This is a genomic window from Pseudomonas sp. MT92, assembly GCF_058792515.1.
The window spans coordinates 15,619-37,680 of the sequence record NZ_JBXAFA010000015.1 but is presented as its reverse complement, the minus strand read 5'-3'; the positions used below and the strand labels follow the sequence as shown (position 1 = coordinate 37,680).

General features: G+C 57.5%; 24 protein-coding genes and 2 tRNA genes. 24 read left to right on the top strand and 2 right to left on the bottom strand.

Annotated features, from left to right (window positions below; genetic code table 11):
* The first annotated feature begins 46 nt into the window (after positions 1–46).
* The 7 genes from AC1Q6D_RS25375 to AC1Q6D_RS25345 all read left to right on the top strand — a co-directional run bounded on the left by AC1Q6D_RS25375 (position 47) and on the right by AC1Q6D_RS25345 (position 6,847).
* Positions 47–2,272: an AsmA family protein gene (locus AC1Q6D_RS25375; RefSeq protein WP_103405905.1), complete on the top strand. Its 2,226-nt coding sequence runs from the start codon at positions 47–49 to the stop codon at positions 2,270–2,272.
* The gene (mutY, locus tag AC1Q6D_RS25370; RefSeq protein ID WP_103405904.1) at positions 2,269–3,336 is read left to right on the top strand and encodes an A/G-specific adenine glycosylase; all 1,068 of its coding nucleotides are present in this window, start codon (positions 2,269–2,271) and stop codon (positions 3,334–3,336) included. The genes AC1Q6D_RS25375 and mutY overlap by 4 nt, the downstream gene beginning before the upstream one ends.
* Positions 3,333–3,605: an oxidative damage protection protein gene (locus tag AC1Q6D_RS25365; RefSeq protein ID WP_003220737.1), complete on the top strand. Its 273-nt coding sequence runs from the start codon at positions 3,333–3,335 to the stop codon at positions 3,603–3,605. Before mutY ends, AC1Q6D_RS25365 begins: the two co-directional genes overlap by 4 nt.
* Before the next feature lie 103 nt (positions 3,606–3,708).
* Positions 3,709–3,784, top strand: a tRNA-Phe gene (locus AC1Q6D_RS25360).
* A 234-nt stretch (positions 3,785–4,018) separates the two neighbouring features.
* On the top strand, positions 4,019–4,456 hold the full coding sequence (locus tag AC1Q6D_RS25355) for a hypothetical protein (protein ID WP_047536308.1): 438 nt from the start codon (positions 4,019–4,021) through the stop codon (positions 4,454–4,456).
* 449 nt (positions 4,457–4,905) lie between these two features.
* The gene (locus AC1Q6D_RS25350) at positions 4,906–5,985 is read left to right on the top strand and encodes a hypothetical protein (RefSeq protein WP_103405903.1); all 1,080 of its coding nucleotides are present in this window, start codon (positions 4,906–4,908) and stop codon (positions 5,983–5,985) included.
* Positions 5,986–6,055: 70 nt separating this feature from the next.
* Positions 6,056–6,847, top strand: a complete 792-nt coding sequence (locus AC1Q6D_RS25345; RefSeq protein WP_103405902.1) for a TSUP family transporter — start codon at positions 6,056–6,058, stop codon at positions 6,845–6,847.
* Positions 6,848–6,954: 107 nt separating this feature from the next.
* On the opposite strand, the gene AC1Q6D_RS25340 is transcribed toward AC1Q6D_RS25345, so the two are convergent.
* A complete protein-coding gene (locus tag AC1Q6D_RS25340; RefSeq protein ID WP_103405901.1) occupies positions 6,955–7,404 on the bottom strand; it encodes a hypothetical protein in 450 nt (149 codons plus the stop codon).
* Between the two features lie 216 nt (positions 7,405–7,620).
* On the opposite strand from AC1Q6D_RS25340, the gene AC1Q6D_RS25335 reads away from it, so the two are divergent.
* Genes AC1Q6D_RS25335 through AC1Q6D_RS25325 form a run of 3 tightly spaced genes read left to right on the top strand, consistent with a single transcriptional unit; the run spans position 7,621 to position 9,496 of the window.
* Positions 7,621–8,583, top strand: a complete 963-nt coding sequence (locus AC1Q6D_RS25335; RefSeq protein ID WP_103405900.1) for an alpha/beta hydrolase family protein — start codon at positions 7,621–7,623, stop codon at positions 8,581–8,583.
* Between the two features lie 37 nt (positions 8,584–8,620).
* Positions 8,621–9,037: a hypothetical protein gene (locus AC1Q6D_RS25330; RefSeq protein ID WP_047536298.1), complete on the top strand. Its 417-nt coding sequence runs from the start codon at positions 8,621–8,623 to the stop codon at positions 9,035–9,037.
* 6 nt (positions 9,038–9,043) lie between these two features.
* Positions 9,044–9,496 (top strand): hypothetical protein, encoded by a 453-nt coding sequence (locus AC1Q6D_RS25325; RefSeq protein WP_047536296.1) that lies wholly within the window; start codon positions 9,044–9,046, stop codon positions 9,494–9,496.
* Positions 9,497–9,583: 87 nt separating this feature from the next.
* Here AC1Q6D_RS25325 and gabP read toward each other — a convergent pair whose 3' ends face one another.
* A complete protein-coding gene (gene gabP / locus AC1Q6D_RS25320) occupies positions 9,584–10,975 on the bottom strand; it encodes a GABA permease (protein WP_103405899.1) in 1,392 nt (463 codons plus the stop codon).
* Positions 10,976–11,540: 565 nt separating this feature from the next.
* Here gabP and AC1Q6D_RS25315 point away from each other — a divergent pair.
* The 14 genes from AC1Q6D_RS25315 to AC1Q6D_RS25250 all read left to right on the top strand — a co-directional run bounded on the left by AC1Q6D_RS25315 (position 11,541) and on the right by AC1Q6D_RS25250 (position 21,858).
* A complete protein-coding gene (locus AC1Q6D_RS25315) occupies positions 11,541–12,314 on the top strand; it encodes an ABC transporter ATP-binding protein (RefSeq protein WP_007972784.1) in 774 nt (257 codons plus the stop codon).
* Between the two features lie 13 nt (positions 12,315–12,327).
* Entirely contained in the window at positions 12,328–13,074 is a 747-nt protein-coding gene (locus AC1Q6D_RS25310; RefSeq protein ID WP_103405898.1) for an ABC transporter substrate-binding protein, read from the top strand.
* Positions 13,075–13,152: 78 nt separating this feature from the next.
* Positions 13,153–13,848, top strand: coding sequence for an ABC transporter permease (locus AC1Q6D_RS25305; RefSeq protein ID WP_047536288.1), 696 nt, complete (start codon positions 13,153–13,155; stop codon positions 13,846–13,848).
* Complete coding sequence (locus AC1Q6D_RS25300) at positions 13,845–14,534, top strand: ABC transporter permease (RefSeq protein WP_103405897.1); 690 nt, start codon at positions 13,845–13,847, stop codon at positions 14,532–14,534. Before AC1Q6D_RS25305 ends, AC1Q6D_RS25300 begins: the two co-directional genes overlap by 4 nt.
* Entirely contained in the window at positions 14,515–15,744 is a 1,230-nt protein-coding gene (locus AC1Q6D_RS25295; RefSeq protein WP_103405896.1) for a methyltransferase, read from the top strand. The genes AC1Q6D_RS25300 and AC1Q6D_RS25295 overlap by 20 nt, the downstream gene beginning before the upstream one ends.
* A gap of 299 nt (positions 15,745–16,043) precedes the next feature.
* Positions 16,044–17,285, top strand: coding sequence for a nucleoside deaminase (locus tag AC1Q6D_RS25290; RefSeq protein WP_103405895.1), 1,242 nt, complete (start codon positions 16,044–16,046; stop codon positions 17,283–17,285).
* Positions 17,286–17,415: 130 nt separating this feature from the next.
* A tRNA-Thr gene (locus AC1Q6D_RS25285) sits at positions 17,416–17,491 on the top strand.
* A gap of 94 nt (positions 17,492–17,585) precedes the next feature.
* Complete coding sequence (locus tag AC1Q6D_RS25280) at positions 17,586–18,176, top strand: hypothetical protein (protein ID WP_103405894.1); 591 nt, start codon at positions 17,586–17,588, stop codon at positions 18,174–18,176.
* Positions 18,177–18,660: 484 nt separating this feature from the next.
* Complete coding sequence (locus tag AC1Q6D_RS25275; protein ID WP_103405893.1) at positions 18,661–19,017, top strand: hypothetical protein; 357 nt, start codon at positions 18,661–18,663, stop codon at positions 19,015–19,017.
* Positions 19,018–19,231: 214 nt separating this feature from the next.
* Positions 19,232–19,459, top strand: a complete 228-nt coding sequence (locus AC1Q6D_RS25270) for a hypothetical protein (protein ID WP_178083154.1) — start codon at positions 19,232–19,234, stop codon at positions 19,457–19,459.
* Positions 19,460–19,487: 28 nt separating this feature from the next.
* Positions 19,488–19,922 carry a DUF2335 domain-containing protein gene (locus AC1Q6D_RS25265; RefSeq protein WP_103405891.1) on the top strand — a complete coding sequence of 145 codons (435 nt, stop codon included), beginning with the start codon at positions 19,488–19,490 and terminating at the stop codon, positions 19,920–19,922.
* Positions 19,923–20,464: 542 nt separating this feature from the next.
* Positions 20,465–21,169 (top strand): hypothetical protein, encoded by a 705-nt coding sequence (locus AC1Q6D_RS25260; protein ID WP_103405890.1) that lies wholly within the window; start codon positions 20,465–20,467, stop codon positions 21,167–21,169.
* Between the two features lie 190 nt (positions 21,170–21,359).
* Positions 21,360–21,548 carry a hypothetical protein gene (locus AC1Q6D_RS25255; RefSeq protein ID WP_371919932.1) on the top strand — a complete coding sequence of 63 codons (189 nt, stop codon included), beginning with the start codon at positions 21,360–21,362 and terminating at the stop codon, positions 21,546–21,548.
* A gap of 13 nt (positions 21,549–21,561) precedes the next feature.
* The gene (locus AC1Q6D_RS25250) at positions 21,562–21,858 is read left to right on the top strand and encodes a hypothetical protein (protein ID WP_103405889.1); all 297 of its coding nucleotides are present in this window, start codon (positions 21,562–21,564) and stop codon (positions 21,856–21,858) included.
* The last annotated feature ends 204 nt before the right edge of the window (positions 21,859–22,062 follow it).

Sequence of the window (22,062 nt, the reverse complement as noted above, 5' to 3'; positions counted from 1 at the left end):
ACTCCTCGGCTAAATTACGAATTCGACTAATTAAAAGGACTCGCCCATGAAAGCGTTCGGCAAAATCCTGGGTCTGGTGCTTCTCGGGCTGTTGCTGATCATTGTGGCGCTGGGCTTTGCCCTGACCCACCTCTTCGATCCCAACGACTACAAAGACAAGATTCGCCAGATAGCCCGCGACAAGGCCCACATCGAGCTGACGCTCAATGGCGATATCGGCTGGAGCCTGTTCCCATGGCTGGGCCTGGAGTTGCACGATGCCGGTGTTGCGACCCTGGCCAAGCCCACCGAACCGTTTGCCGACTTGCAGATGCTCGGCCTGTCGGTCCGCGTGCTGCCGCTGCTGCGCCGTGAAGTGCAAATGAGCGATGTGCGCGTCGAAGGCCTGAATCTGCGCCTGACCCGCGATAAGGATGGCCACGGCAATTGGCAAGACATCGGCAAGGTCCCGGCGCCGACCACTGCTGGCGCGCCTGCCGCTACCGCCAATGAATCGCCCCCCCCAACCACGGCCCAGGTTGAAAAACCGTCCCAGCCGATCCGCCTCGACATCGACAGCCTGACCATCAATAACGCCCGCGTTGAATACAACGACGAGCAGACCGGCAAGCAGTTCAGCGCCGAAAGCATTCAGCTCAGTACCGGCCCGGTGCATGACTCGACCAGCATCCCGGTCAAACTCACCGCTTTCCTGGGTACCAACCAGCCGGTTCTGCGGGTGCGTACCGAACTCAACGGCGAGCTGCGTTTCGAACGCGCATTGCAGCGCTACAAACTCGAAGACATGCGACTGTCCGGCGAAGTGGCCGGCGATCCGCTGCAAGGCAAGACCATGACCTTCGCCGCCCAGGGCCAGTTGTTACTGGACAAGGCGGCCAACGTCGCCGAGTGGACCGGCATCAAAATCTCCGCTAACCAACTGCGTGCGCTGGGTGAACTGAAGGTCAATGACCTCGACAAGACGCCGCAGGTCAGTGGTGGCCTCTCGATCGCCCAGTTTGATCTGGCGAAGTTCGTCGACAGCATCGGTCAGACCCTCCCGGCCATGGCCGAGGGCAGCCTGAGCAAGGTCGAACTGGTCAGTCGCCTGTCGGGCACGCCGAGCAGCCTTGTACTGGACGACATCAACCTCAAGGTCGACGACAGCACCTTCAGTGGCCGCATCGCCGTCGAGGACTTCGCCAAGCAATCGCTGCGGGCGGTGCTCAAGGCCGACACCTTCAATGTCGACCGTTACCTGCGGCCAAAATCGGCGGAGGCCAACAGCGCGACGCAAGTGCGTCAGGCCGAAGTCGCCAGCACCGAAGCGGATGCCCTGGCCGGCGCGGGCAGCACACCACTGCCACAGGCACCGACCAAGGGCGCGTGGAGCAACGAACGCCTGTTGCCGGTGGAGCGCCTGAGCAAACTTGATGTGGATGCCGATCTGACCTTCGGCCAGTTGACCCTGGACAAACTGCCGATCCAGAACGCCGCGCTCAAGGCCAACGGCCAGGGCGGACTGCTGACCCTGACAAACCTGCGTGGCGATCTGTACGGGGGCAATTTCGAAGCCAGCGGCACCCTGGATGTACGCCAGCAGGTACCCGCGCTGAACCTGCAGACGAAAATCAACCGGGTCCCGGTGGAGAAAATCCTCGAAAGCCAGGGCAAGAATCCACCGGTCAAAGGCCTGGTCACACTCAACAGCAACCTGACCGGCAACGGCAACAGCCAGAAAGCGTTGATCGAAACCCTCAATGGCAACGCCGGTTTCGTCATCAACAATGGCGTGCTACTCAACGCCAACCTTGAACAACAACTGTGCAAGGGCATCGCCACGCTCAATCGCAAAAGCCTCAGCGGCGAGCCACGGGGCAAGGACACACCGTTCCAGGAGCTCAAGGGCAACCTGACCTTCCACAACGGCGTGGCCAGCAACCCGGACCTGAAAGTGCGCATCCCAGGCATGACCGTCAAAGGTGACGGTGATGTCGACCTGCGGGTGCTGGGCATGGATTACCGCGTGGGCATCATCGTCGAAGGCGATACCAGCGCCATGCCGGACCCCGCCTGCCAGGTGGGCGACAAGTTTGTCGGCATCGAGTGGCCACTGCGTTGCCGTGGTCCGCTGGAACTGGGCGCCAAGGCATGCCGTCTCGACAACGAGCGCATGGGGCAGGTCGCGAGCAAACTGGCAGGCGACAAGATCAGCGAAAAAATCGACGAGAAGCTGGGCGACAAAGTCAGCCCTGAACTCAAAGATGCACTCAAGGGGCTGTTCAAGCGATGAAAGCCGAGCAGTTTTCAACGGCGGTGCTGGACTGGTACGACCGCCACGGCCGTCACGACCTGCCCTGGCAGCAGGACATCAACCCGTATCGGGTGTGGGTTTCGGAAATCATGCTGCAGCAGACCCAGGTCAGCACCGTGCTCAATTACTTCGACCGCTTCATGGCCTCGCTGCCGACGGTCGAAGCCCTGGCCGCTGCGCCGGAGGACGAAGTGCTGCACCTGTGGACAGGCCTGGGTTACTACACCCGTGCGCGCAATCTGCAGAAGACTGCGAAGATCGTCGTCGAACAGTACGGCGGCGAATTTCCGCGGGACGTGGAAAAACTCACCGACCTTCCGGGCATCGGCCTGTCGACAGCCGGGGCCATTGCCAGCATCAGCATGGGCCTGCGCGCGCCGATCCTCGACGGCAACGTCAAACGCGTGCTGGCGCGGTTTACGGCGCAAGAGGGTTATCCGGGCGAGCCCAAGGTCGCCAAACAGCTCTGGGCCAATGCTGAACGCTTTACGCCCCATGACCGGGTCGACGCCTATACCCAGGCGATGATGGATCTGGGTGCCACGCTCTGCACCCGCAGCAAGCCGAGTTGCCTGCTCTGCCCGCTGCAAAAGGGCTGTGAAGCGCACATGCTCGGCCTGGAGACGCGCTACCCGATCCCCAAACCACGCAAGGCCGTGCCACAGAAGCGCACGCTGATGCCGCTGCTCGCCAATGGCGACGGCGCGATTCTGCTGTACCGCCGCCCTTCCACGGGCCTGTGGGGCGGTTTGTGGAGCCTGCCGGAACTCGATGACCTCGACGACCTGCAGCACCTGGCATCGCAGCATTCACTGGCGCTGGGCAACCAACAGGCCCTGCCAAACCTGGTTCACACCTTCAGCCATTTTCAGTTATCCATCGAACCCTGGCTGGTACAGGTCCAGGAGGACGGCCACCACGTGGCCGAGGCCGACTGGCTCTGGTATAACCTCGCCACCCCGCCGCGCCTGGGCCTTGCCGCCCCGGTCAAAACCTTGCTCGAACGCGCGGCCGCCGTATTGAACGCAGGAGAGTCGTCATGACCCGCACCATCATGTGCCGCAAGTACAAAGAAGAATTGCCAGCCCTGGAGCGCGCTCCATTCCCGGGCGCCAAGGGCCAGGACATTTTTGACCACGTTTCGGCCAAGGCCTGGGCCGACTGGCAAAAGCACCAGACCCTGCTGATCAACGAAAAACGCCTGAACATGATGAACGCCGAAGACCGCAAATATTTGCAGGGCGAGATGGACAAGTACTTCTCCGGCGAGGATTACGCCAAGGCTGAAGGCTACGTTCCGCCTGCAGAGTAACCCTGCAAAATCGGGGGGCGGATCGTAAGCGACGGAATTAATTTAAGAAATTTTAAAAAAGTCGTTGACGTAAATCCGAAAAACCCTTTTAATGCGCCCCGTTGCCCAGATAGCTCAGTCGGTAGAGCAGGGGATTGAAAATCCCCGTGTCGGCGGTTCGATTCCGTCTCTGGGCACCAAATACCGAAAACCCTGAATCGCAAGATTCAGGGTTTTTTTTATGCCCGTGATTTGTCCAGTCCCAACGCCGCCGAAAATTCCTACGCCAGCCACGCCCTTTTCTCTCTAGTCGCATCCTCTTCCTCACACATAACCTTGGGATACGTCTCATTGAGCGCACCCCCCTTACAAAGTGAAACTTTTGCAGCAGCAAATCTGCCTGCACTCAACGTTTCAAAGTAAGGAAGCATTTCTTGAATACGCTTTTGAAGTTCCTCGCCCTGTCGACAATCATTGCGACAGCAAGCGGCTGCGTCAGCTACAACAACAGCCAACCTTCTTCGCCGATCGACAGCACCGTCAAAGCAGACCTGAAAGCAGACATCGCCGTCGGTGACGCCATCTCCGGCCAATCTTCGGTCAACGTCCTGTTCGGCGTCCTCAAGTTTGGTGGCGACTCCCAGTTTGCGGATGGCGTCAGCTACGGCGGTGAGAGCGGTGGCCTGAGCGGTCTGGGTCTGGATCCCGTCAGCGCCGTCAAATCGGCTGCGGCCTACAAAGCGGTCAAATCCTCCGGAGCCGACCTGATCGTCGCCCCTCGCTATGAAGTGAACGAAGAAAACTACTTCATCTTCAAAAAAGTTTCCGTCACGGTAAAAGGCAACAAAGGCAACATCCGCAGCATCCGCTAACACATCCCCCCCAGGTGTTTGTTCGGCAATCCATCCATTGCGTTTTGGCAAACCGAAAACCCTAGCGCAATGCATTCCGCAAGCAGCCAGTGAAAAACGGCTGTTTGCGGACTTGAGAACGGGCTGGCTCCCCCTTTCCAAGTGCCGAAATACGGCCAACGCCCGCCCCTTTCCCGCCTGAAACCGCCGGGTAACCCCGTTTTGCTTTTTCCTCCGGCCTTGAGGGCTGATGGCCTGCCCGTGCACACAAAGCAATACTTGCGAGAGCTGAGCTTCGAGAAGCGCCTGACATGGATGACCAGCCCCGGTCCTGGATATCTCTCAGGCTTGTCGGAACGCTCCGTACGCTTTGACCGAAACGGATGACATACGCTGATCTCCGAACTGAGCAGAATAGGAAAAAGGAGCTGCCGCATAACCGGGAGTAGCTACATAGCAAGGATGTAGAAATGACTTACGCCATCAAATCGGACGTCGGTACCGCTGATTTTTTTACTGAGCAGGAAATCAGAGTTTTCAATTTTGATGCTCAGCAATCGACATTGCTTCACAAGTTCGCCGAAGAACTGGCTGCCATTGGGGGGTCGCAGGCACCGGGAGCCAGGTCCAAAGCCTCTCTTGCAGCCACCGAACTAAAGTTCTCGCTCTCGAAAACCCAATGCGATCTGCTGGCCACCTACTCCGACGGCCTTGTTTCCGCGCTGATCTTTGAAGGGCTGCAAAAAATCACCGATGCCAGCCCTCCAAATGAATTGCCTGATCTGACCTCCCTGGAAAATCGTTACGACGTCCTTTGCCTTGCCTCCCGCAACCAGATCTTGTTGGAGCTGGTGGATAACCGTGCTTTTGCCTATGACATGGATAACGAAGGAAAGCTGGTTCGACTGGTGGCCAACTTCAAGGGCGGCGGACTCATCAAAATCAATGCCGAGCCGGAAACAAAAGAACTGAGCTCCCATTCCGGTCTCGCGCTTGGCCCGCACACGGAGGCGCCTTACTGGTGCGCCGTGAACGCCAAGGACGGGCACTCACCGTCTCCGTCGTCACTCATACTTTCCGCCTTATGGAACCCGAGCCTGGAACCTACGCGGATTATTGCTCTACCTCCCATACTCGAAAAAATTGGCGTCACCAACTGCCTCGCACTGACCACGGGTAACTTCCAGTTCACCCGCAGTGACTCCTTTGTCAGAGGCAAGGGAGAGGATGGTCGCAACGTTTCGATTCTGGAGTTCGATGACAAGATAGGGTTCGCGGCCCGCTTTAATTCGTACCGTTTTTCCGTCAACGACAACGCCTCGCATTTTGTCAAAGCAGCCTATGCCGCCCTCTGCCAGGGTGTAGGCGAAGCTACTCCAGCCCAATACACGCTGACGCAAGAGACGGCCTTGGTCATCAATAACGTTCGGGCGCTGCATTGTAGGGATGTCATCAGAGACAACAGTCGGGTCTTGGTCCGTACTTTCGGACTTTCAAAATTTTCCACCCCTATCGTAATTTCAGAGGATCCATTACTGGTGCAGGGCTGATTGCTTAAGTTCGGGCTGCTGCATGACCAATCATGTGATTGCCGGCCAATTACCAACAGGGAGGAATGTAATGTCTTGGGATCTCATTGGCATGTTGGCGCTCGTCGCTTTCTGCGCCGGCTTTTTTGATGCGATTGCCGGTGGGGGTGGCCTGATCACTTTGCCTGCCTTGTTTCTGGCAGGGGTAGATCCGATCAGCGCGATTGCAACGAACAAGTTCCAGGCCGCGTCGGCAACTGTTTCTGCCACGGTGACCTTTGCTCGCAAAGGACTTATTGAGTGGCGTGAAGGCCGCTTCCTGGTTATCTGCGGATTTATGGGTGGCGCCAGTGGCGCCTTACTGGTCAGCTCTATTGATAAGCGCTATCTGGAAGTATGCGTGCCCATCATGCTGATTCTGGTGGCCATTTATTTTTCGCTATCTCCAAAGCTGGCCAATGAAGATCGACGCAAAAGAATCGGCATTCTGCTGTTTTCCTTTACCCTGGCGCCGATCCTGGGTTTCTACGACGGCATATTTGGCCCAGGCGTGGGCTCTTTCTTCATTGTCGGATTCGTACTTCTCTGCGGCCTGGGCATGATGCGAGCCATGAGTTTTACCAAACTGGCCAACGCCTCCTGCAATCTCGGCTCTCTTTCGATCTTCATAACCAAAGGCGTGATCATCTGGCCAGTAGCCATCGCCATGGCTTTGGCAGCCTTCGTCGGCGCGCAACTGGGTGCCAGAGCCGCTGTTCGAGTCGGTCCACGACTGATCAAACCCATGTTGATCGTGGTCTGCTGCGCCTTGGCCATCAAGCTGCTAAGCGTAGAAACCAATCCCTTGCGCATTGCGGTGATCCAATCGCTGGCTTGGTTATGAGTATTTCAATCAACCAGCGCTCCCAACCAATCACCGCCCACCTATACAAAAAACCCTGAATCGCAAGATTCAGGGTTCTATTTCCCTCCCCGGTTTTTGGCCATTCGCTAACTTTTACTGTTCCAGTGAAAGACCATGTTGCGGGCCGCTCCGCTGCCGATATCCGCCGTGTCACGCCGTTCCTCGCCGTTACGCGAGGCGACGACGGTGTATTTGCCAGCGGGTAATTGCACATAAACCAGCGGGCCGGCCTCGTTCAATGTCAGCACGGTTTGTCCGTGGTTTTTCTGTATGACCACGCTCACGTCAGGGATGTACTCGTTCAGGGGGCCAACGGAGAAGGTCATGTGCAGGTTGTAGCCTGTGGTCTGCTGGATGGCGTGCGCTTCATCCTCGCCGATTCCGCCAGACAGATAGGCAATTCCGTTTTCCTCTTGTCGCTGAATCTGCACGCCCGAACCGTCAACGGGCTCCAGGCTGGCGGCAGGCGATATGGCTGAAAACATGAATACACCGACGGTGGCGATGGGCAACAGCAGTGAATGGAAGGTTTTCATGATGATGACTCCCGGGCTCTTCAGAACCCATTCGTTACCCTTCTTTTGATTTGCGCGCGAAGGCAGGAGTTTTAGATTGATTCAGTCTTGGGACGCGCCCGAAACGACCCCGGACTGCTAAGCGCCGCTGAGTCAGAACCGACGATAACCCCGATGGATTGTTCATCTGCGGCGTGAAGACTATCGTTGGCAACTATCCGCAAAGGACGGGCACCGATGAATTTGCAGGAAACCCCACCCCTCGCCGCCACTCAAATCGAGCTGCCGCTGGCGAGTGACGCACTCGGTGAGCCCTTCAAGGAGCCCGCCGCAGATGGCTTTTTACTCGGAGGTTTCACCTGGCGGCATGCTGTCCAGGACACTCAGCGCCCGGTCGTCATCATCAACGCCGCCACCTCGGTGCGCTGCCGTCACTACTCGCGCTTCGCCGACTACCTGTTTGCCAATGACTTCGACGTGATCACCTATGACTACCGCGGCATCGGTGAATCGCGCCCCGCGTCGCTGAAAGGATTGAAGGCGTCATGGTCCGACTGGGGCGCCCTGGATTTCGAGGCGATGCTCAAGCGCGCACAGCGTGAGTTTCCCAATCAGCCGATCGATGTGGTCGGACACAGCTTTGGAGGCTGTGCAGCGGGCCTGGGAGCGTCGGGACGGCTTATCCGCCGCCTGGTGACCGTTGGCGCGCAATTCGCGTACTGGCGCGACTATGCGCCCGCTCATCGCTGGCGGATGCTGGGCAAGTGGCATGTGGTGATGCCGTTGATCACGATGATCTACGGTTACTTTCCCGGCAAGCGCCTCGGCTGGCTGGAAGACACGCCCGCCGGCGTGGTCCGTGACTGGTGTACGCCCACCGCTCGTTACGAAAGGCGCCCCAGCGGCCAGGATCTCCATGTCAGAAATTTTGCCGCTGTCACCGCGAAAGCCCTGGCCATCAGCGTCAGCGACGACCCCTATGGCACGATCCCGGCCATCGAACGCCTGCTCGGCTACTTCACCCACGCCAGCAACACCCACCTGCGCATTGCGCCCCAAGACATCGGCGAAAAAGAAGTTGGGCATTTCGCCTTTTTTCGCAGCGCATACCAAGCCACACTATGGCCCATTGCATTGTCCTGGCTGCAAAACGGTGAGCTGGCCCCCGGCACACCCGGGCGGACGGTGCCCCGCAGCTGAATAAGCCGCCCTTTCAACGAATTACGGAACGACGCCCATGGCCTCCGCCAACAAGCAGCAAAAACGCGCCTCCCGCGCCAAGGCCAAGGCCAAGCAGAACCGCACGCAACGGGCCGCCGCGCCGGTTGAGCTGGACCCTAACGACGACCGCATCGACTTCGAGTCGGTGGACCTGACCGAACTGTTCAAGAAAATGATCGACGCGCAAAAGATCAGCCAGCAAGCCATGTGCACGGCCTTCCTCGAAGACCCGCTGCTGGAACTGGTCTACGAGCAGGAAGGCGAAGAAGGCGCGATGGATTTCATCCTCGCCGCGCTGATCGAGTATCGCCAATGGTCCGCCGACACCGATGAAGCCGGCGCCCTGGCGTGGATCGAGTCCCCGGCCTTCCAGGCTGATTACGTGGCGGCGTCCGACGCCATCGCGACCCAAACCCAACAGAAACCGAACTGAGTTCCCATGGCCTCCCTGAACAAGCAACAGAAACGCGCCAAACGTGCAAAAGCCAAAGCCAGGCAAATCAACATCCACGGCAGAAAACCCGCCGCGCTGGATGATGATCTGGGTGAAATCGGCGAGCCGATCCCGGAATACACCCTGGCGATGTTCAGCAAGATGCGTGACGCGGAAGCCATCGGTCGCAATGACATGCTGCTGACCCTGCTGACCGATCTCGCCGGGATCATCAACGACCATCCCGAACTGCTGGACATGGAAAACGCCGACAACGAAGCCATGGCCGCCACCCACCTGGCTGCCGACATGCTGATCGACTATCGCATGTGGGCCGACGGCATGGACCGCGATACCGCCCAGGCCTGGCTGACCGACCCGCAGTTCATCACCGACTTCGGCGATGCACTCGACAGCTATCGCCAGACGCTGGATGCCCAGGAAGCGAAAGGCGAGTAAAGATTTCGAGGCAAAAAAAACGGCCGCTTGTCATCGCTGACAGCGGCCGTTTTTTTATTTCAACAACGTTTGGCCTGAGTCAGGGACTCAGCGCGCAACCGCTCCAATCATCTTCTCGCTACGACGACGGCGAGCAACCAGCAGGCCGGCCGCAACCACCATGACGGCGAGCAGGCCGGTCGCGAGGATTTCCACACGATGGGCCTCCTGGAACAGCATGATGGTCAAGGCGCCGACGATGAACGCGATCACCGCGTAGGTCAGGCCCGGGAACAGCCACATGCTGAAGACGATTTTCTCGCCGCGAGCCATACGCTGTTTGCGCATGCGCAGTTGCGAGATCGCAATCACCAGGTACACCAGCAGTGCGATGGCACCGGAGCTGGCCAGCAGGAATTCGAACACTGCCGCCGGGGCCACGTAGTTGGCGAATGTCGCCAGGAACGCAGCACCTGTGGACAACATCACCGCCCAGTATGGCGTGCCGCTGTTGTTGGTGCGGGTGGACATGGCCGGCGCATCACCGCGCTTGCCCAGGGAGAACAACATGCGCGACGAGGTGTAGAGCGCCGAGTTCAGGCAGCTGGTCACCGCGACCAATACCACGATGTCGACGATCATTTTGGCATTCGGAATGCCCATGCGCTCAAGCACGGTCTGGTAGGAACCCAGGCTGGCCAGTAGCGGATCGTTCCACGGCACCAGGGCCACGACGATGAAGATCGATACGAGGTAGAACAAGCCGATCCGCCAGATCACCGAGTTGGTGGCCTTGGAGATTTGCTTGCCAGGGTTCTTCGATTCGGCGGCCGCGATGGTCACGATCTCGGTCCCCATGAAGGAGAACATGGTGGTCAGGATCGCGCCCAACACCGCGCCCATGCCGTTTGGCAGGAAGCCCTGAGTGTCGAACAGGTGCGAAACGCCGCTGACCTGGCTGCCTGGCAGGAAGCCGAAGATCGCCAGCACGCCGAGCACAATGAAACCGATGATCGCCAGGACCTTGACCAGGGCAAACCAGAATTCGAACTCGCCATAGTTCTTCACGCTGAACAGGTTGGTCACTGTCAGCAACATCGTGATCACCAAGGCAAAGGCCCAGATAGCCACGTTAGGGAACCAGGCATGCAGGATGGTCGCGGCGGCGTTGGCCTCCAGCGGGATGACGAGCACCCAGAACCACCAGTACAACCAGCCGATGGTGAAACCGGCCCAGTGACCGATCGCGCGATCGGCGTAGGTCGAGAAGGAGCCTGTGTCCGGCGAGGCGACTGCCATTTCGCCGAGCATGCGCATAACCAACACCACCAGCATACCGGCGGCGGCGTAGGCCAACAGGACGGCCGGGCCTGCGGCGGCGATTGCGTGACCCGAGCCGACGAACAGGCCGGCACCGATTACCCCGGCAATCGACAGCATGGTCACATGACGCGGTTTGAGCCCCTGTTCGAGGCCATTAGAGCTATGGGTACTGCTCATTGAAACTACCTTTGTAAGGAGAAGCGAATGCGTTCACCCCCCTCGGCGCCTTCTGTGTAAAAAGAAACAAACGGAGGTGTTCCGGAATCTGCACGCAATAATTGCGCCAAAATGTTTCAAAGCCGCCTATTCCGGCGCTTTCCACCTGACCGGACGGTCATCGCAAGCCATTGATATTAATGGCACTTTGCCAGAACGTTACCCTGCGACCCACTTGAAGTGACAATCCCGCGCACCGGAAACACACACAAAAATAGCTCGACGCACGATAAAAGGGCAGATCGGCAACCTTTGGCCTGTTAGCGCTTCCAACCCCCCGCCAAAGCTGGCAACATCGCGCCCTTTTTTAGAACAGCCGCCTGGCTTTCTCTCCAGAAGCAGGGTTCAAACGACTGTTCGGTTGTTGATGGGGCGACAGTCTGCTGTGCCGATGCGACAACCTGCCCCATGCCACCCGTTTACTGCCCGTAGCGCTGTTGGCTGCCTTTGAAACGCTATGCTAGCTTGGCCGCCTCGCCAGGAAGGCCACCAACAGCAGGAGCGCAAAACACAATGAGGAACGCACATGGCTGAGGCCACGCCCGCGCTTGAAATCCGCAACCTGCACAAACGCTACGGCTCGCTGGAGGTGCTCAAAGGCATCTCGCTGACAGCCCGCGATGGCGATGTGATCTCGATCCTGGGTTCTTCCGGTTCCGGCAAGTCCACGTTCCTGCGCTGCATCAACCTGCTGGAAAACCCGCACCAGGGCCAGATCCTGGTAGCCGGCGAAGAACTCAAGCTCAAAGCCGCCAAGAATGGCGAACTGGTCGCTGCCGACGGCAAGCAGATCAACCGTCTGCGCAGTGAAATTGGTTTTGTATTTCAAAACTTTAATCTGTGGCCGCACATGAGCGTGCTCGACAACATCATCGAGGCCCCGCGCCGCGTGCTCGGCCAGAGCAAAGCCGAGGCCATCGAGGTCGCCGAAGCCTTGCTGGCCAAGGTCGGCATCGCCGACAAGCGCCACGCTTACCCGGCGCAACTGTCCGGCGGCCAGCAACAGCGTGCAGCCATCGCCCGCACCCTGGCCATGCAGCCCAAGGTCATCCTGTTCGACGAGCCCACCTCCGCCCTTGACCCGGAAATGGTCCAGGAAGTACTTAATGTCATCCGCGCACTGGCCGAAGAAGGCCGCACCATGCTGCTGGTCACCCATGAAATGGGCTTCGCCCGTCAGGTCTCCAGCGAAGTGGTGTTTCTCCACCAGGGCCTGGTCGAAGAGCAAGGATCGCCACAGCAGGTGTTTGAAAACCCGCTTTCGGCACGCTGCAAACAATTCATGTCCAGCAACCGCTAACGGAGCTACCCGCATGCAGAACTACAAAAAGATCTTCCTGGCTGCCGCCGTCACCCTGGCCTTCAGCGCCGGTGCCATGGCCGAAACCCTGAAGATGGGCATCGAAGCGGCCTACCCGCCGTTCAACAATAAAGATGCCAGTGGCAACGTTGTCGGCTTCGACAAGGAAATCGGCGACGCCCTGTGCGCCAAGATGAAGGCCGAATGCACCGTTGTGACGTCCGACTGGGACGGCATCATCCCGGCCCTGAACGCCAAGAAGTTCGACTTCCTGATCTCGTCGATGTCGATCACCGACGAGCGCAAGCAAGCGGTGGACTTCACCGACCCGTACTACTCCAACAAGCTGCAATTCATCGCGCCGAAAGATAAAGAGTTCAAGACCGACAAGGCTTCCCTGCAAGGCAAAGTGATCGGCGCACAACGTGCGACCCTCGCCGGCACCTGGATGGAAGACAACATGGAAGGCGTTGAAGTCAAACTCTACGACACTCAGGAAAACGCCTACCTCGACCTGACTTCCGGTCGCCTGGACGGCATCCTGGCGGACAAGTACGTCAACTACGAGTGGCTCAAAAGCGACGCCGGCCGCGCCTACGAATTCAAGGGCGACCCGGTGGAAGAAAGCGACAAGATCGGCATCGCCGTTCGCAAGAACGACCCGATCCGCGAAAAGCTGAACGCCGCGTTGAAAGAAATCGTTGCTGACGGTACCTACAAGAAAATCAACGACAAGTACTTCCCGTTCAGCATCTATTGATACTGACCTGCCGGACCGGTGCCGCCTGCTGACGGCGCCGGTCCCCGGCCTTGCCTGCCGCGATTTGAAAAGAAATCCATGATTATCGACCTCTACGGATTCGGCCCGGCGCTCGCCGCCGGCGCGCTGATGACTGTGAAACTGGCGCTCTCGGCCTTGTGCCTGGGGCTGGTACTCGGTCTGCTCGGCGCCTTGGCCAAGACTTCACCGTACAAGCCGCTGCAATGGCTTGGCGGCACGTATTCGACCCTGGTTCGCGGCATCCCGGAATTGCTCTGGGTCCTGCTGATCTACTTCGGCACCGTCAACCTGATGCGCGCCCTGGGCGAGTTCTTCGGCAACCCCGATCTGGAACTCAACGCCTTCGCCGCCGGCGTCATCGCCCTGGGCCTGTGCTTCGGCGCCTACGCCACGGAAGTGTTTCGCGGTGCGATCCTCGCCATTCCCAAAGGCCATCGTGAAGCCGGTGTAGCCCTGGGTCTGTCGAAATGGCGCATCTTCACCAAATTGATCATGCCGCAGATGTGGCGCATCGCCCTGCCCGGCCTGGGCAACCTGTTCATGATCCTGATGAAGGACACCGCACTGGTGTCAGTGATCGGCCTGGAAGAAATCATGCGTCACGCGCAAATCGGCGTGACCGTGTCCAAGCAACCGTTCACCTTCTATATGGTCGCCGCATTCATGTACCTGAGCCTGACGATCCTGGCCATGACCGGCATGCACTTCCTGGAAAAACGCGCCGCTCGCGGCTTCGCGAGGAGCGCCCAATGAACTGGGAAATCATCATCAAGTGGCTGCCGAAGCTGGCCCAAGGCGCAACCCTGACCCTGGAACTGGTGGCCATCGCCGTGATCGCCGGCCTGCTGCTGGCGATTCCGCTGGGCATCGCTCGTTCATCGCGCCTGTGGTGGGTGCGGGCCTTTCCCTACGGCTACATCTTCTTTTTCCGTGGCACGCCGTTGCTGGTTCAACTGTTCCTCGTCTATTACGGCCTGGCGCAGTTCGATGTGATCCGTAACAGCTCGATGTGGCCCTACCTGCGCGATCCGTTCTGGTGCGCCACGGCTACCATGACCCTGCACACCGCGGCCTACATCGCCGAGATCCTGCGCGGCGCGATCCAGGCGATTCCGCCGGGCGAAATCGAAGCGGCGCGAGCCCTGGGCATGTCCAAGGCCAAGGCGCTGATCTACATCATCCTGCCCCGTGCCGCGCGCATCGGCTTGCCGGCCTATAGCAACGAAGTGATCCTGATGCTCAAGGCCAGCGCCCTGGCCAGCACCGTGACCCTGCTGGAGCTGACCGGCATGGCCCGCACCATCATTGCCCGGACCTACCTGCCGGTGGAGATCTTCTTCGCCGCCGGCATGTTCTACCTGCTGATGGCTTACGTGCTGGTGCGCGGCTTCAAGCTGCTGGAGCGCTGGTTGCGCGTCGATGCCTGCCAAGGGCGTTGATTCCCACGTGTTGACGGGCGAAGCCCTGCTCGCCCGCTTCACCGCGCTGGATGCTTTTCTGATACAGCATCAGGCGCTGTGGAAGCCTCGACCGTTCACCCATCTGCAGCTTCCCTGGGAAACGGCCTACCCCGAATTGGCCAACTGGCTACGCGGCCGATCACTGGAAGACGCAGAAAACGCCCACAACCAACCCGCCCAGTTGAACGCGCCAGAGCCTTTTGCTTCATTGGCGGCGATGTCCCTTGAATTGGCTGCAGTGGGTGAGTTGCCAGCGCATGCGCTGGAGGCTGCGGGTCATCGACTGAACGTGGATGTACCGGGACGCAAGTGGCAACAGATCGAAGCCTTCGCCAGTCGATTGCAGTTTGCAAAGGCACCAAGGCACTGGCTGGACTGGTGCTCGGGCAAAGGACACCTGGGCCGACGGTTGCTGCAAACCGGTCAACAACTGACCTGCCTCGAATACGACCCGGCGCTGGTAACCAGCGGCCAGGCACTCAGCCAACGCCATCACCTGCATGCGCTGCATGTCGAGCAGGATGTGCTCGCGGCGGATACCGCTACGTTACTGAGCGTTGACCACACACCGGTAGCCCTGCATGCCTGTGGTGATCTGCACGTGCAACTGATCCATCTGGCCAGCGCAGCGGGCTGCAAACAAATCGCCATCGCGCCTTGCTGCTATAACCGAATCAATCTTCCCCAGTACTCACCGATATCTTCGGCCGCCAGGCACTCCGATCTACAGCTCTCTATCGACGATCTCGCACTGCCGATGAGCGAAACCGTTACCGCGGGTGCGCGCGTCCGCCGTCAACGCGACACCTCCATGGCCCGGCGACTGGCCTTCGACCTGCTGCAACGCCAGGTGCGTGGCGTGGATGAGTACCTGCCAACGCCTTCCCTGCCCAGCGCCTGGCTGGACAGCCCCTTCGCCGAGTACTGCCAGCATCTGGCCCGACTCAAAAACTTATCCACAATCGGCCCGCAAGACTGGGTGGCACTGGAAGCCAGCGGTTGGCAGCGCCTGGCGCAAGTGCGCAATCTTGAGCTGCTGCGTGGCCTTTTCCGACGCCCACTGGAGCTTTGGCTGGTACTCGATCGGGCGCTTTTCCTGCTCGATCAGGGCTACACCGTTCGCCTCGGCACCTTCTGCGAAACCCCGCTGACGCCGCGTAATTTCCTGCTGTTGGCAGAACGCCCCTAAGGCTGTGCAGCCTGTGGATAACTCTGTTGATGAAAATATCGTGGATCCAACATTTACAGCTGTTTCAGGGGTGAAACGCTACTGTTCAGATTTCGTACACCCGGATAAAAAACCTGAAAAACAGTGATTTGCGGACCAGATGAGAACGAGTCCACAAATTCACGCACGATCGCGTGCGCCGACAACGACGTTGTGCATAAGCGTTAAACCAAAAGAACATAAACGACGCTGAAAACCTCAACTATCTTTTCCCAGCGTCAGAATTGTCTGGCGATCAGTCAGCAAGGAGCTGAGAAACCATGAGCACACTGAACAATGCGCAGGAAGCCGTCGACGCCGTTGCCAACCAAGCCATTGAAGCTGCATTGCAGCAAACCTTCGCGGTGGGCGGCGCCATCATCAACAACGCAACAGGACAAGTGATTGCTGCGCTGCACAACAACGTATTAATGCCGTTTCCCGGCGGTGGCACGACTTACTTCCTGCCCCACGACCCTACCGCCCATGGCGAACGACAACTGGTGGACTGGTATTACGAAAACGCCTCGCCACTGAAGCTGCCCCCTCCCGAGCAACTGACCATCGTCACTACGCTGGACCCCTGCGCCATGTGCGCCGGCTCACTCCTGACCGCAGGATTCAACGTTGCCGTCAGTGCGATCGATGACTACGCGGGCATCAACTACAACAGCCAATTCACGTTTCCGTCGCTACCACCGCACATTCGCCAGCAAGCGCAGAACACCTGGGGTTACTACGCGATTGCAGCGCCGGTCAGCCGGGCCTATCAGGGGTCAACCAGCCCCGTGTTCGGTGGCCAGTCCATCGACTCGGCCGCGTATTTCCTCACCAGTTCGATCTTCTCCGCCAGCGTCAACACGGTGCGCGAGGCCAGCAACAACAGCGGTTTGCCGCCAGACCAGCTGAAAAATCCATCCACGCTCCCGGCCAACAGCAAAGTGCGCCAGGCACTCACTGCACTCAGTCCATTTGCGCTGACCGTGCAATCGGCGAACCCGCGCGACCCCGGCGCAGAACTCGCCCCTGCACTGGTCAAAACCGCGCAGCAAAGCCCGGTGTTCAATTCGGTGGCGCTCATCGATCCGTTCGGCAATTTGCTGGTGTGCCTGGGAGGCCTCGAGAATCAGTCACCGATTCGTACAGCGTTCATGGAAACGACCCGCAACTACGCGGTCATGCGCTGGACCCTGATGAATGACCCCGATCCGGCCGTTCGCGCACAGGCCGAGCAATACCTGACCCATCCGAAGTACGGCACCTTCGTCTTTCTGTATGCCCCCGACCCCACCACCCCGCAGGCAGTGATGACCTTCGGCGCATACGGCTCGACCATGGAAGGCCCCGTGCCGCAGAGCTATCCGTCCAACCTGCAATACGTGCTATTGCCAGGCAACACCACGGCCCAAGCGTTATCGACACTGGCCCAGAACCTGCCGCCGTTCTACACCCAAAGCGTGCAAGTAGCGCCCGCGCAAGTGCTGAGCCAAGACCTGATCAACGCCGTCAAAAACAGCGTTTGACCCCTCCAGGCAATCCCGCCGCCCGGCTCTGCGGAAGACTCCGCAGGGCCGGACTGACACAAAAGCAAAAATAGTCTGAATTCAGGGGTTTACAGAACCAATCCAATCGCTATAATCGTCGCCCTGACACGCCGGTATAGCTCAGATGGTAGAGCAACTGACTTGTAATCAGTAGGTCCCGGGTTCGATTCCTGGTGCCGGCACCATACAAAACAAAGGCTCGCAGCAATGCGGGCCTTTCGTTTATCTGCAATACGTAACAAGCCACGTAACAACGGACAGGCAAGGACTCGCGCAGCTATGGATTGGATGCAGTTCGTCGCAGCACTCACCTCGGCGTTGGCTTGGCCAATCGCCGTGACGACCATCGTCCTGGTTCTGAAGAATCCGATCCTTGCTGCGATCCCGAAAATCCGGTCTTTCAAGTACGGCCAGCTCCACATCGACCTTTCTGCAGAGATCAAGGCGGTGGAGCAGGTACTAGCGACCAGTGCGCCAGAACCTAATGCTCCCCCACTGCCACCTCCCGCGCCGTCCCTCGAAATCACGCAACTTGCTGAGTCTGCTCCCCATGCAGCAATTCTTATGGCCTGGCACGACGTGGAAAGAGCCTTGGTCACTGCGGCTGAGAGTAAAGGCATCGCATTCCCAGGGAAGCGGGGTGCGCCCCACATCCTGATGAGATCCCTAGTAGACGCCGGGGTCATCAGCCCTCTGATCGCATCTACATTCAAACGCCTTTACCACCTACGTAATCAAGTGGCTCATTCGAATCCATTGGATAACCACATGGCCGTCAGCACCTTAGACGCGCTATCGATGATCCAGTCATGTGAGTGGCTCGTAGAAAGGCTTAACGAGATCGAAAAGTTGCCAGTTGGCGATGGGTGAGACCTGCATCAGAAGCTGTGTGAGAGGTCGATTTTTTGAAGCACCTGAATCACGTTACAGCGTGTATGCGTTCTCTCTATGCGAGTCGGAAGAAAATTAGGGCCGACCCCTCAAAAGCTTGTCAGTTTTGTCAGATTACTAATCTAACTACTATCTAACCCTTCTAAATCAATGCTCTCAGCCGTTTGTATTGATGTCAGAAAGGTGTCAGCGACCTGTCAAAACCTGACAAAGCAGCAGTGTCAGATTCATACTTTTCAAGTAGCTGATTTATAAAGGTTTTTTATTCAAGATGGCAAAACTGACACAAACATCCAGCCTCGGTGTCAGATCTGCAGCCCAGTAAATACGGGGCCTCCAGACGATTTACTGACAGATATCCATGGTCTGACAGGGATTTGGGGGTCAGGTTAAAAAACTTTCATGGGGCATCCCATAGCTATCCTTCAAAATGCCCCGGCGCGCACTGATCGAGGAACAAAGCATGCGTCAGACAGCATCCCGAGCAGCAGTACCCATCATCGAAATCATCAAGAACGGCGCGGCTTGGGAGGTGCACTGGGATTACCAGGAAGCACCCGAAAGTTCGATTCTGTTCCAGCGCGGCGAATATCTAAGGGGCTACATCGACGGCACCATGGATGATTTGTGCATTCATCCCGACAATGTGTTGTGTGCCAGCAGTGTGACCGGGACAGTAAAGAAGCTGAGCGAAGACCAGGCTGCAAAGTTGCGTGATGCCCTGAACCGCGTGCTGATCCCGATCGTGACCAAGGAATTTACGCGCCTGCAGACCATGAGCGAACTGCCTCACCTTCGATTGGTTGATGCCGACGAGTGAAGCGGAAACTGGAGGGCTACAGAGAACGATAGGAATTGTCACAGGCAATACGTTGCTTGAGAGCTGAATCGCGGCTAATCTCCAACTCGCTTCGACCCATCTGGTTCTGTTAAACAGAACGAACAGCTCGTCGTTTCGAGAGTCGAAGCATTGAAGGGAACGCATTTGATCCGTAGAATGCTCCCCCCCATCCCATTAACCAACGGAAGCGAGCGTGAATCGTATGATCAAAAACATACTGTCCGGCATTGGCTCCGTCCTGGTTCTTTGCCCAACGAGTGGTTACAGCCACTACAAAGGCAACGGTATTGACTTCGAACGCAGTGATTACGAAGCTCTAGAAGCTGACGTCAAAGCCATCGGCGATGATTTTTACCAAGCAGCAGAACATGGACGTCAGCATGCGGCCGAAGCGAAAAAAGCCACCAACGAGTGCCGTTAATACCCATCCAGATGTAAGGGAGGGCCTTGTGGAACGCGAGTCGAAGCCTGCAGGCAATGGCAAAAATATTGTCGCGACCTCGTTCCAAGGCCCCCTGCCCCCTCCTAGTCTGCTTAGAGATTACGACGACGTCGTACCGGGCCTTGCGGCCAAAATCGTTGAGTGGACCACCTCCCAGACAGCACACCGCCAAAAAATGGAAGAACGCGCCATCGGAATCGATGAGAAGCTTTCCACCTGGTACGTTGTGGAAATTATGATCGGCCTACTTCTAGGCTTCCTGATCGCGGTCTCCGTAGTACTTGCAGTTATCTATCTCGCGATGAATGGAAAAGAGATTGCGGCTGGGGCGCTCGGTACGATTGGATTCGGCAGTATGGTCGCGGCGTTTATTACTGGTCGTCGAAAACGCGTAGCCGGTGAAGAAAACAACAAGCAGGAAAAGAAAAAACCTACTAAATAGGTCGTTCTTTTGCCTTCTGGGATCTGTCAGACAATGAAACGGGTCAAATGGATTGAGGCCTAGGCGCCACGCGCTTTTCGACCCGTTTTGATGTTGAAGAAAGATCACCAAATACCCGCTGCATCTGAACGCTTCAAATCTGAAAAACGCTCCAAAACCCACGTTTTAGAAGTTCTCGCCCAATGAAACCGGGCACTCCAGCGCGCCCCATTCCGTGGCCGCACTCTGCCCCGCTGTGCAACCACGCTTCATTCCCCTTCAAAACTTTGCACTCTGTGAAATTGCCGATCCCCTGCAGAGCCCCACGGCCCGCCTGGGCTAAAGGTTCGTTTGCACTACATCCGGATTTGCACAAAAAAAGGACGCAAGGCCCGTCGGCGGAAGGGGGATAAGTGCTTTTTCAGACGTTTTTTTCTTCGGCGTCGCTTCTTCGCATCGTTGGCGATAGATCACAACGTGAGCCAGCCTCGCTGATTGATTCGTTCCCCACCGTCGTCCAACGAGATAGGATCGGACCCAACAGGGGAGGAGCCAGAGGAAACATGAACGTAGAACGAATTTGGCGAAAAGAGGCGCGCAAAAGAAAAGCTAACGATTTCAGAAAAGATCGAATGATCAGAAACAGGCCTATTCATGCACAACGAGCGGTAGAGGTATTTCGTGCGTTCGCACTCGAGGCTGAAAAATATGGAGTCTACTTAATAGTCAGAGAGCCCGAATGGTCACCCAAACCGGATACATTGGGTGAATTCATCATAGGAGCATCCTCGGTACACATTCGCTTTGGATCGGAGTACACCGGCGAGGGTTTGTTGACTCGAACGTCGGATGGCGAAACCACTCGGCTAGACCTTGAGCGAGGTTCAGAACTCATCATTCACCACTCACCGGCGGACGGTTCGATACAGGTGTTTTTTGAATATCCAGTTTCCAATCTCGAAGAGGAGAATAGGAAGGAACCCCTTCTATACACCTTCACCTACAACACGGACCTACTGACGAACGACTGGTTGATCTCCCTCCTTAAGCGCTTTCTTGCTTTCAACAGAGTCGAAAGTCGCTTACAGCATCCAAGCTACCTCGACACCTGGCGCATGCGATGGTGGCGATTCACCGATGTTAGAAATCGACGTGGGTACCTCAATTCTTTTCAGCACCTTCTGACACCTTGGGAGCTACTCCTATTAGCTGCAGTCGCTACCCTGCCTGGCTTTGCGATCATCCAATGGCTATGGGGCAAACTGTGAGCGCGCTCTGTTGCCATTTCTTCGCCCCCCATTATTGCTCCGCGTTTGTCGGGAAGTTGTAGCCTCACAACGCCCTCAAATATACTGTTTATACATACAGTAAGCTAAAAGCTCGAGGCCGCGTGTGATGATCGAAAAAAACACTGAGACGATGGTAAATCGAGACGCAGCAGTCGCTCGGTGGATAGCCATGCTCAAAGACGAGGCGTCTCTGCTCGAACACCCTGGTGCTCACCATAAGTTGCTGCTGAGTGAAGCCCATGCCTTGCATCGGGCTCAAATCATAAATAGAGATGATCTCAGCGATCTTCTAGAGCAAGCCGATGGCGCTCTCGCGTATGCAGTGGAAACCTTGTTTGATCACCAACCTGGAAAATAGGTGGGCATCACACATGCATATGCTTGTTACCCCCATGCGTCGCTTTGGTGTCGCTTTGAGTCCACAGGAGCGCCGTCGCTATCAAGCGGTAAAGGGCAATGTAATGGTGAACTGTGAGAGCAACAGCGAGCTCGGCAGAAGCGCCAATGTGGCTCGAGTAGAAATCGGCATGCCTCTTGACCCAGATCCGTTACCACGCCTTTTGGACGCGACACTGGCAGGGATGTCAGTTACCGGTTTCGTCCTAAGCGGGATTGAGTACGTCGACGGGTGCGCTTACGCACAATCTTGGTGGTGCCGACTTGGATAGCGAAGATCTGAGGGCTGAAACGAAAGCGGGGGCCTGGGGCCCCCGCTAATACCGATTATACTTGCTGAAGGACTCTGATCAAACGAAGCGACCAATAAGCAGTCTGCAACAATCTAATCAGTTCTTCAGGAAGGTATCGGCTAATGAATGACTTCATATGCGAACTCTCCGGAGGGCTAACGGGATCTGCAACGTCTTATCAAC

What these genes read in the sequence shown, in the direction of transcription:
- AC1Q6D_RS25375 (WP_103405905.1), top strand. Translation starts at nt 47, where the DNA reads ATGAAAGCGTTCGGCAAAATCCTGGGTCTGGTGCTTCTCGGGCTGTTG.
- mutY (WP_103405904.1), top strand. Translation starts at nt 2,269, where the DNA reads ATGAAAGCCGAGCAGTTTTCAACGGCGGTGCTGGACTGGTACGACCGC.
- AC1Q6D_RS25365 (WP_003220737.1), top strand. Translation starts at nt 3,333, where the DNA reads ATGACCCGCACCATCATGTGCCGCAAGTACAAAGAAGAATTGCCAGCC.
- AC1Q6D_RS25350 (WP_103405903.1), top strand. Translation starts at nt 4,906, where the DNA reads ATGACTTACGCCATCAAATCGGACGTCGGTACCGCTGATTTTTTTACT.
- AC1Q6D_RS25345 (WP_103405902.1), top strand. Translation starts at nt 6,056, where the DNA reads ATGTCTTGGGATCTCATTGGCATGTTGGCGCTCGTCGCTTTCTGCGCC.
- AC1Q6D_RS25340 (WP_103405901.1), bottom strand. Translation starts at nt 7,404, where the DNA reads ATGAAAACCTTCCATTCACTGCTGTTGCCCATCGCCACCGTCGGTGTA.
- AC1Q6D_RS25335 (WP_103405900.1), top strand. Translation starts at nt 7,621, where the DNA reads ATGAATTTGCAGGAAACCCCACCCCTCGCCGCCACTCAAATCGAGCTG.
- AC1Q6D_RS25330 (WP_047536298.1), top strand. Translation starts at nt 8,621, where the DNA reads ATGGCCTCCGCCAACAAGCAGCAAAAACGCGCCTCCCGCGCCAAGGCC.
- AC1Q6D_RS25325 (WP_047536296.1), top strand. Translation starts at nt 9,044, where the DNA reads ATGGCCTCCCTGAACAAGCAACAGAAACGCGCCAAACGTGCAAAAGCC.
- gabP (WP_103405899.1), bottom strand. Translation starts at nt 10,975, where the DNA reads ATGAGCAGTACCCATAGCTCTAATGGCCTCGAACAGGGGCTCAAACCG.
- AC1Q6D_RS25315 (WP_007972784.1), top strand. Translation starts at nt 11,541, where the DNA reads ATGGCTGAGGCCACGCCCGCGCTTGAAATCCGCAACCTGCACAAACGC.
- AC1Q6D_RS25310 (WP_103405898.1), top strand. Translation starts at nt 12,328, where the DNA reads ATGCAGAACTACAAAAAGATCTTCCTGGCTGCCGCCGTCACCCTGGCC.
- AC1Q6D_RS25305 (WP_047536288.1), top strand. Translation starts at nt 13,153, where the DNA reads ATGATTATCGACCTCTACGGATTCGGCCCGGCGCTCGCCGCCGGCGCG.
- AC1Q6D_RS25300 (WP_103405897.1), top strand. Translation starts at nt 13,845, where the DNA reads ATGAACTGGGAAATCATCATCAAGTGGCTGCCGAAGCTGGCCCAAGGC.
- AC1Q6D_RS25295 (WP_103405896.1), top strand. Translation starts at nt 14,515, where the DNA reads ATGCCTGCCAAGGGCGTTGATTCCCACGTGTTGACGGGCGAAGCCCTG.
- AC1Q6D_RS25290 (WP_103405895.1), top strand. Translation starts at nt 16,044, where the DNA reads ATGAGCACACTGAACAATGCGCAGGAAGCCGTCGACGCCGTTGCCAAC.
- AC1Q6D_RS25280 (WP_103405894.1), top strand. Translation starts at nt 17,586, where the DNA reads ATGGATTGGATGCAGTTCGTCGCAGCACTCACCTCGGCGTTGGCTTGG.
- AC1Q6D_RS25275 (WP_103405893.1), top strand. Translation starts at nt 18,661, where the DNA reads ATGCGTCAGACAGCATCCCGAGCAGCAGTACCCATCATCGAAATCATC.
- AC1Q6D_RS25260 (WP_103405890.1), top strand. Translation starts at nt 20,465, where the DNA reads ATGAACGTAGAACGAATTTGGCGAAAAGAGGCGCGCAAAAGAAAAGCT.
- AC1Q6D_RS25255 (WP_371919932.1), top strand. Translation starts at nt 21,360, where the DNA reads ATGCTCAAAGACGAGGCGTCTCTGCTCGAACACCCTGGTGCTCACCAT.
- AC1Q6D_RS25250 (WP_103405889.1), top strand. Translation starts at nt 21,562, where the DNA reads ATGCATATGCTTGTTACCCCCATGCGTCGCTTTGGTGTCGCTTTGAGT.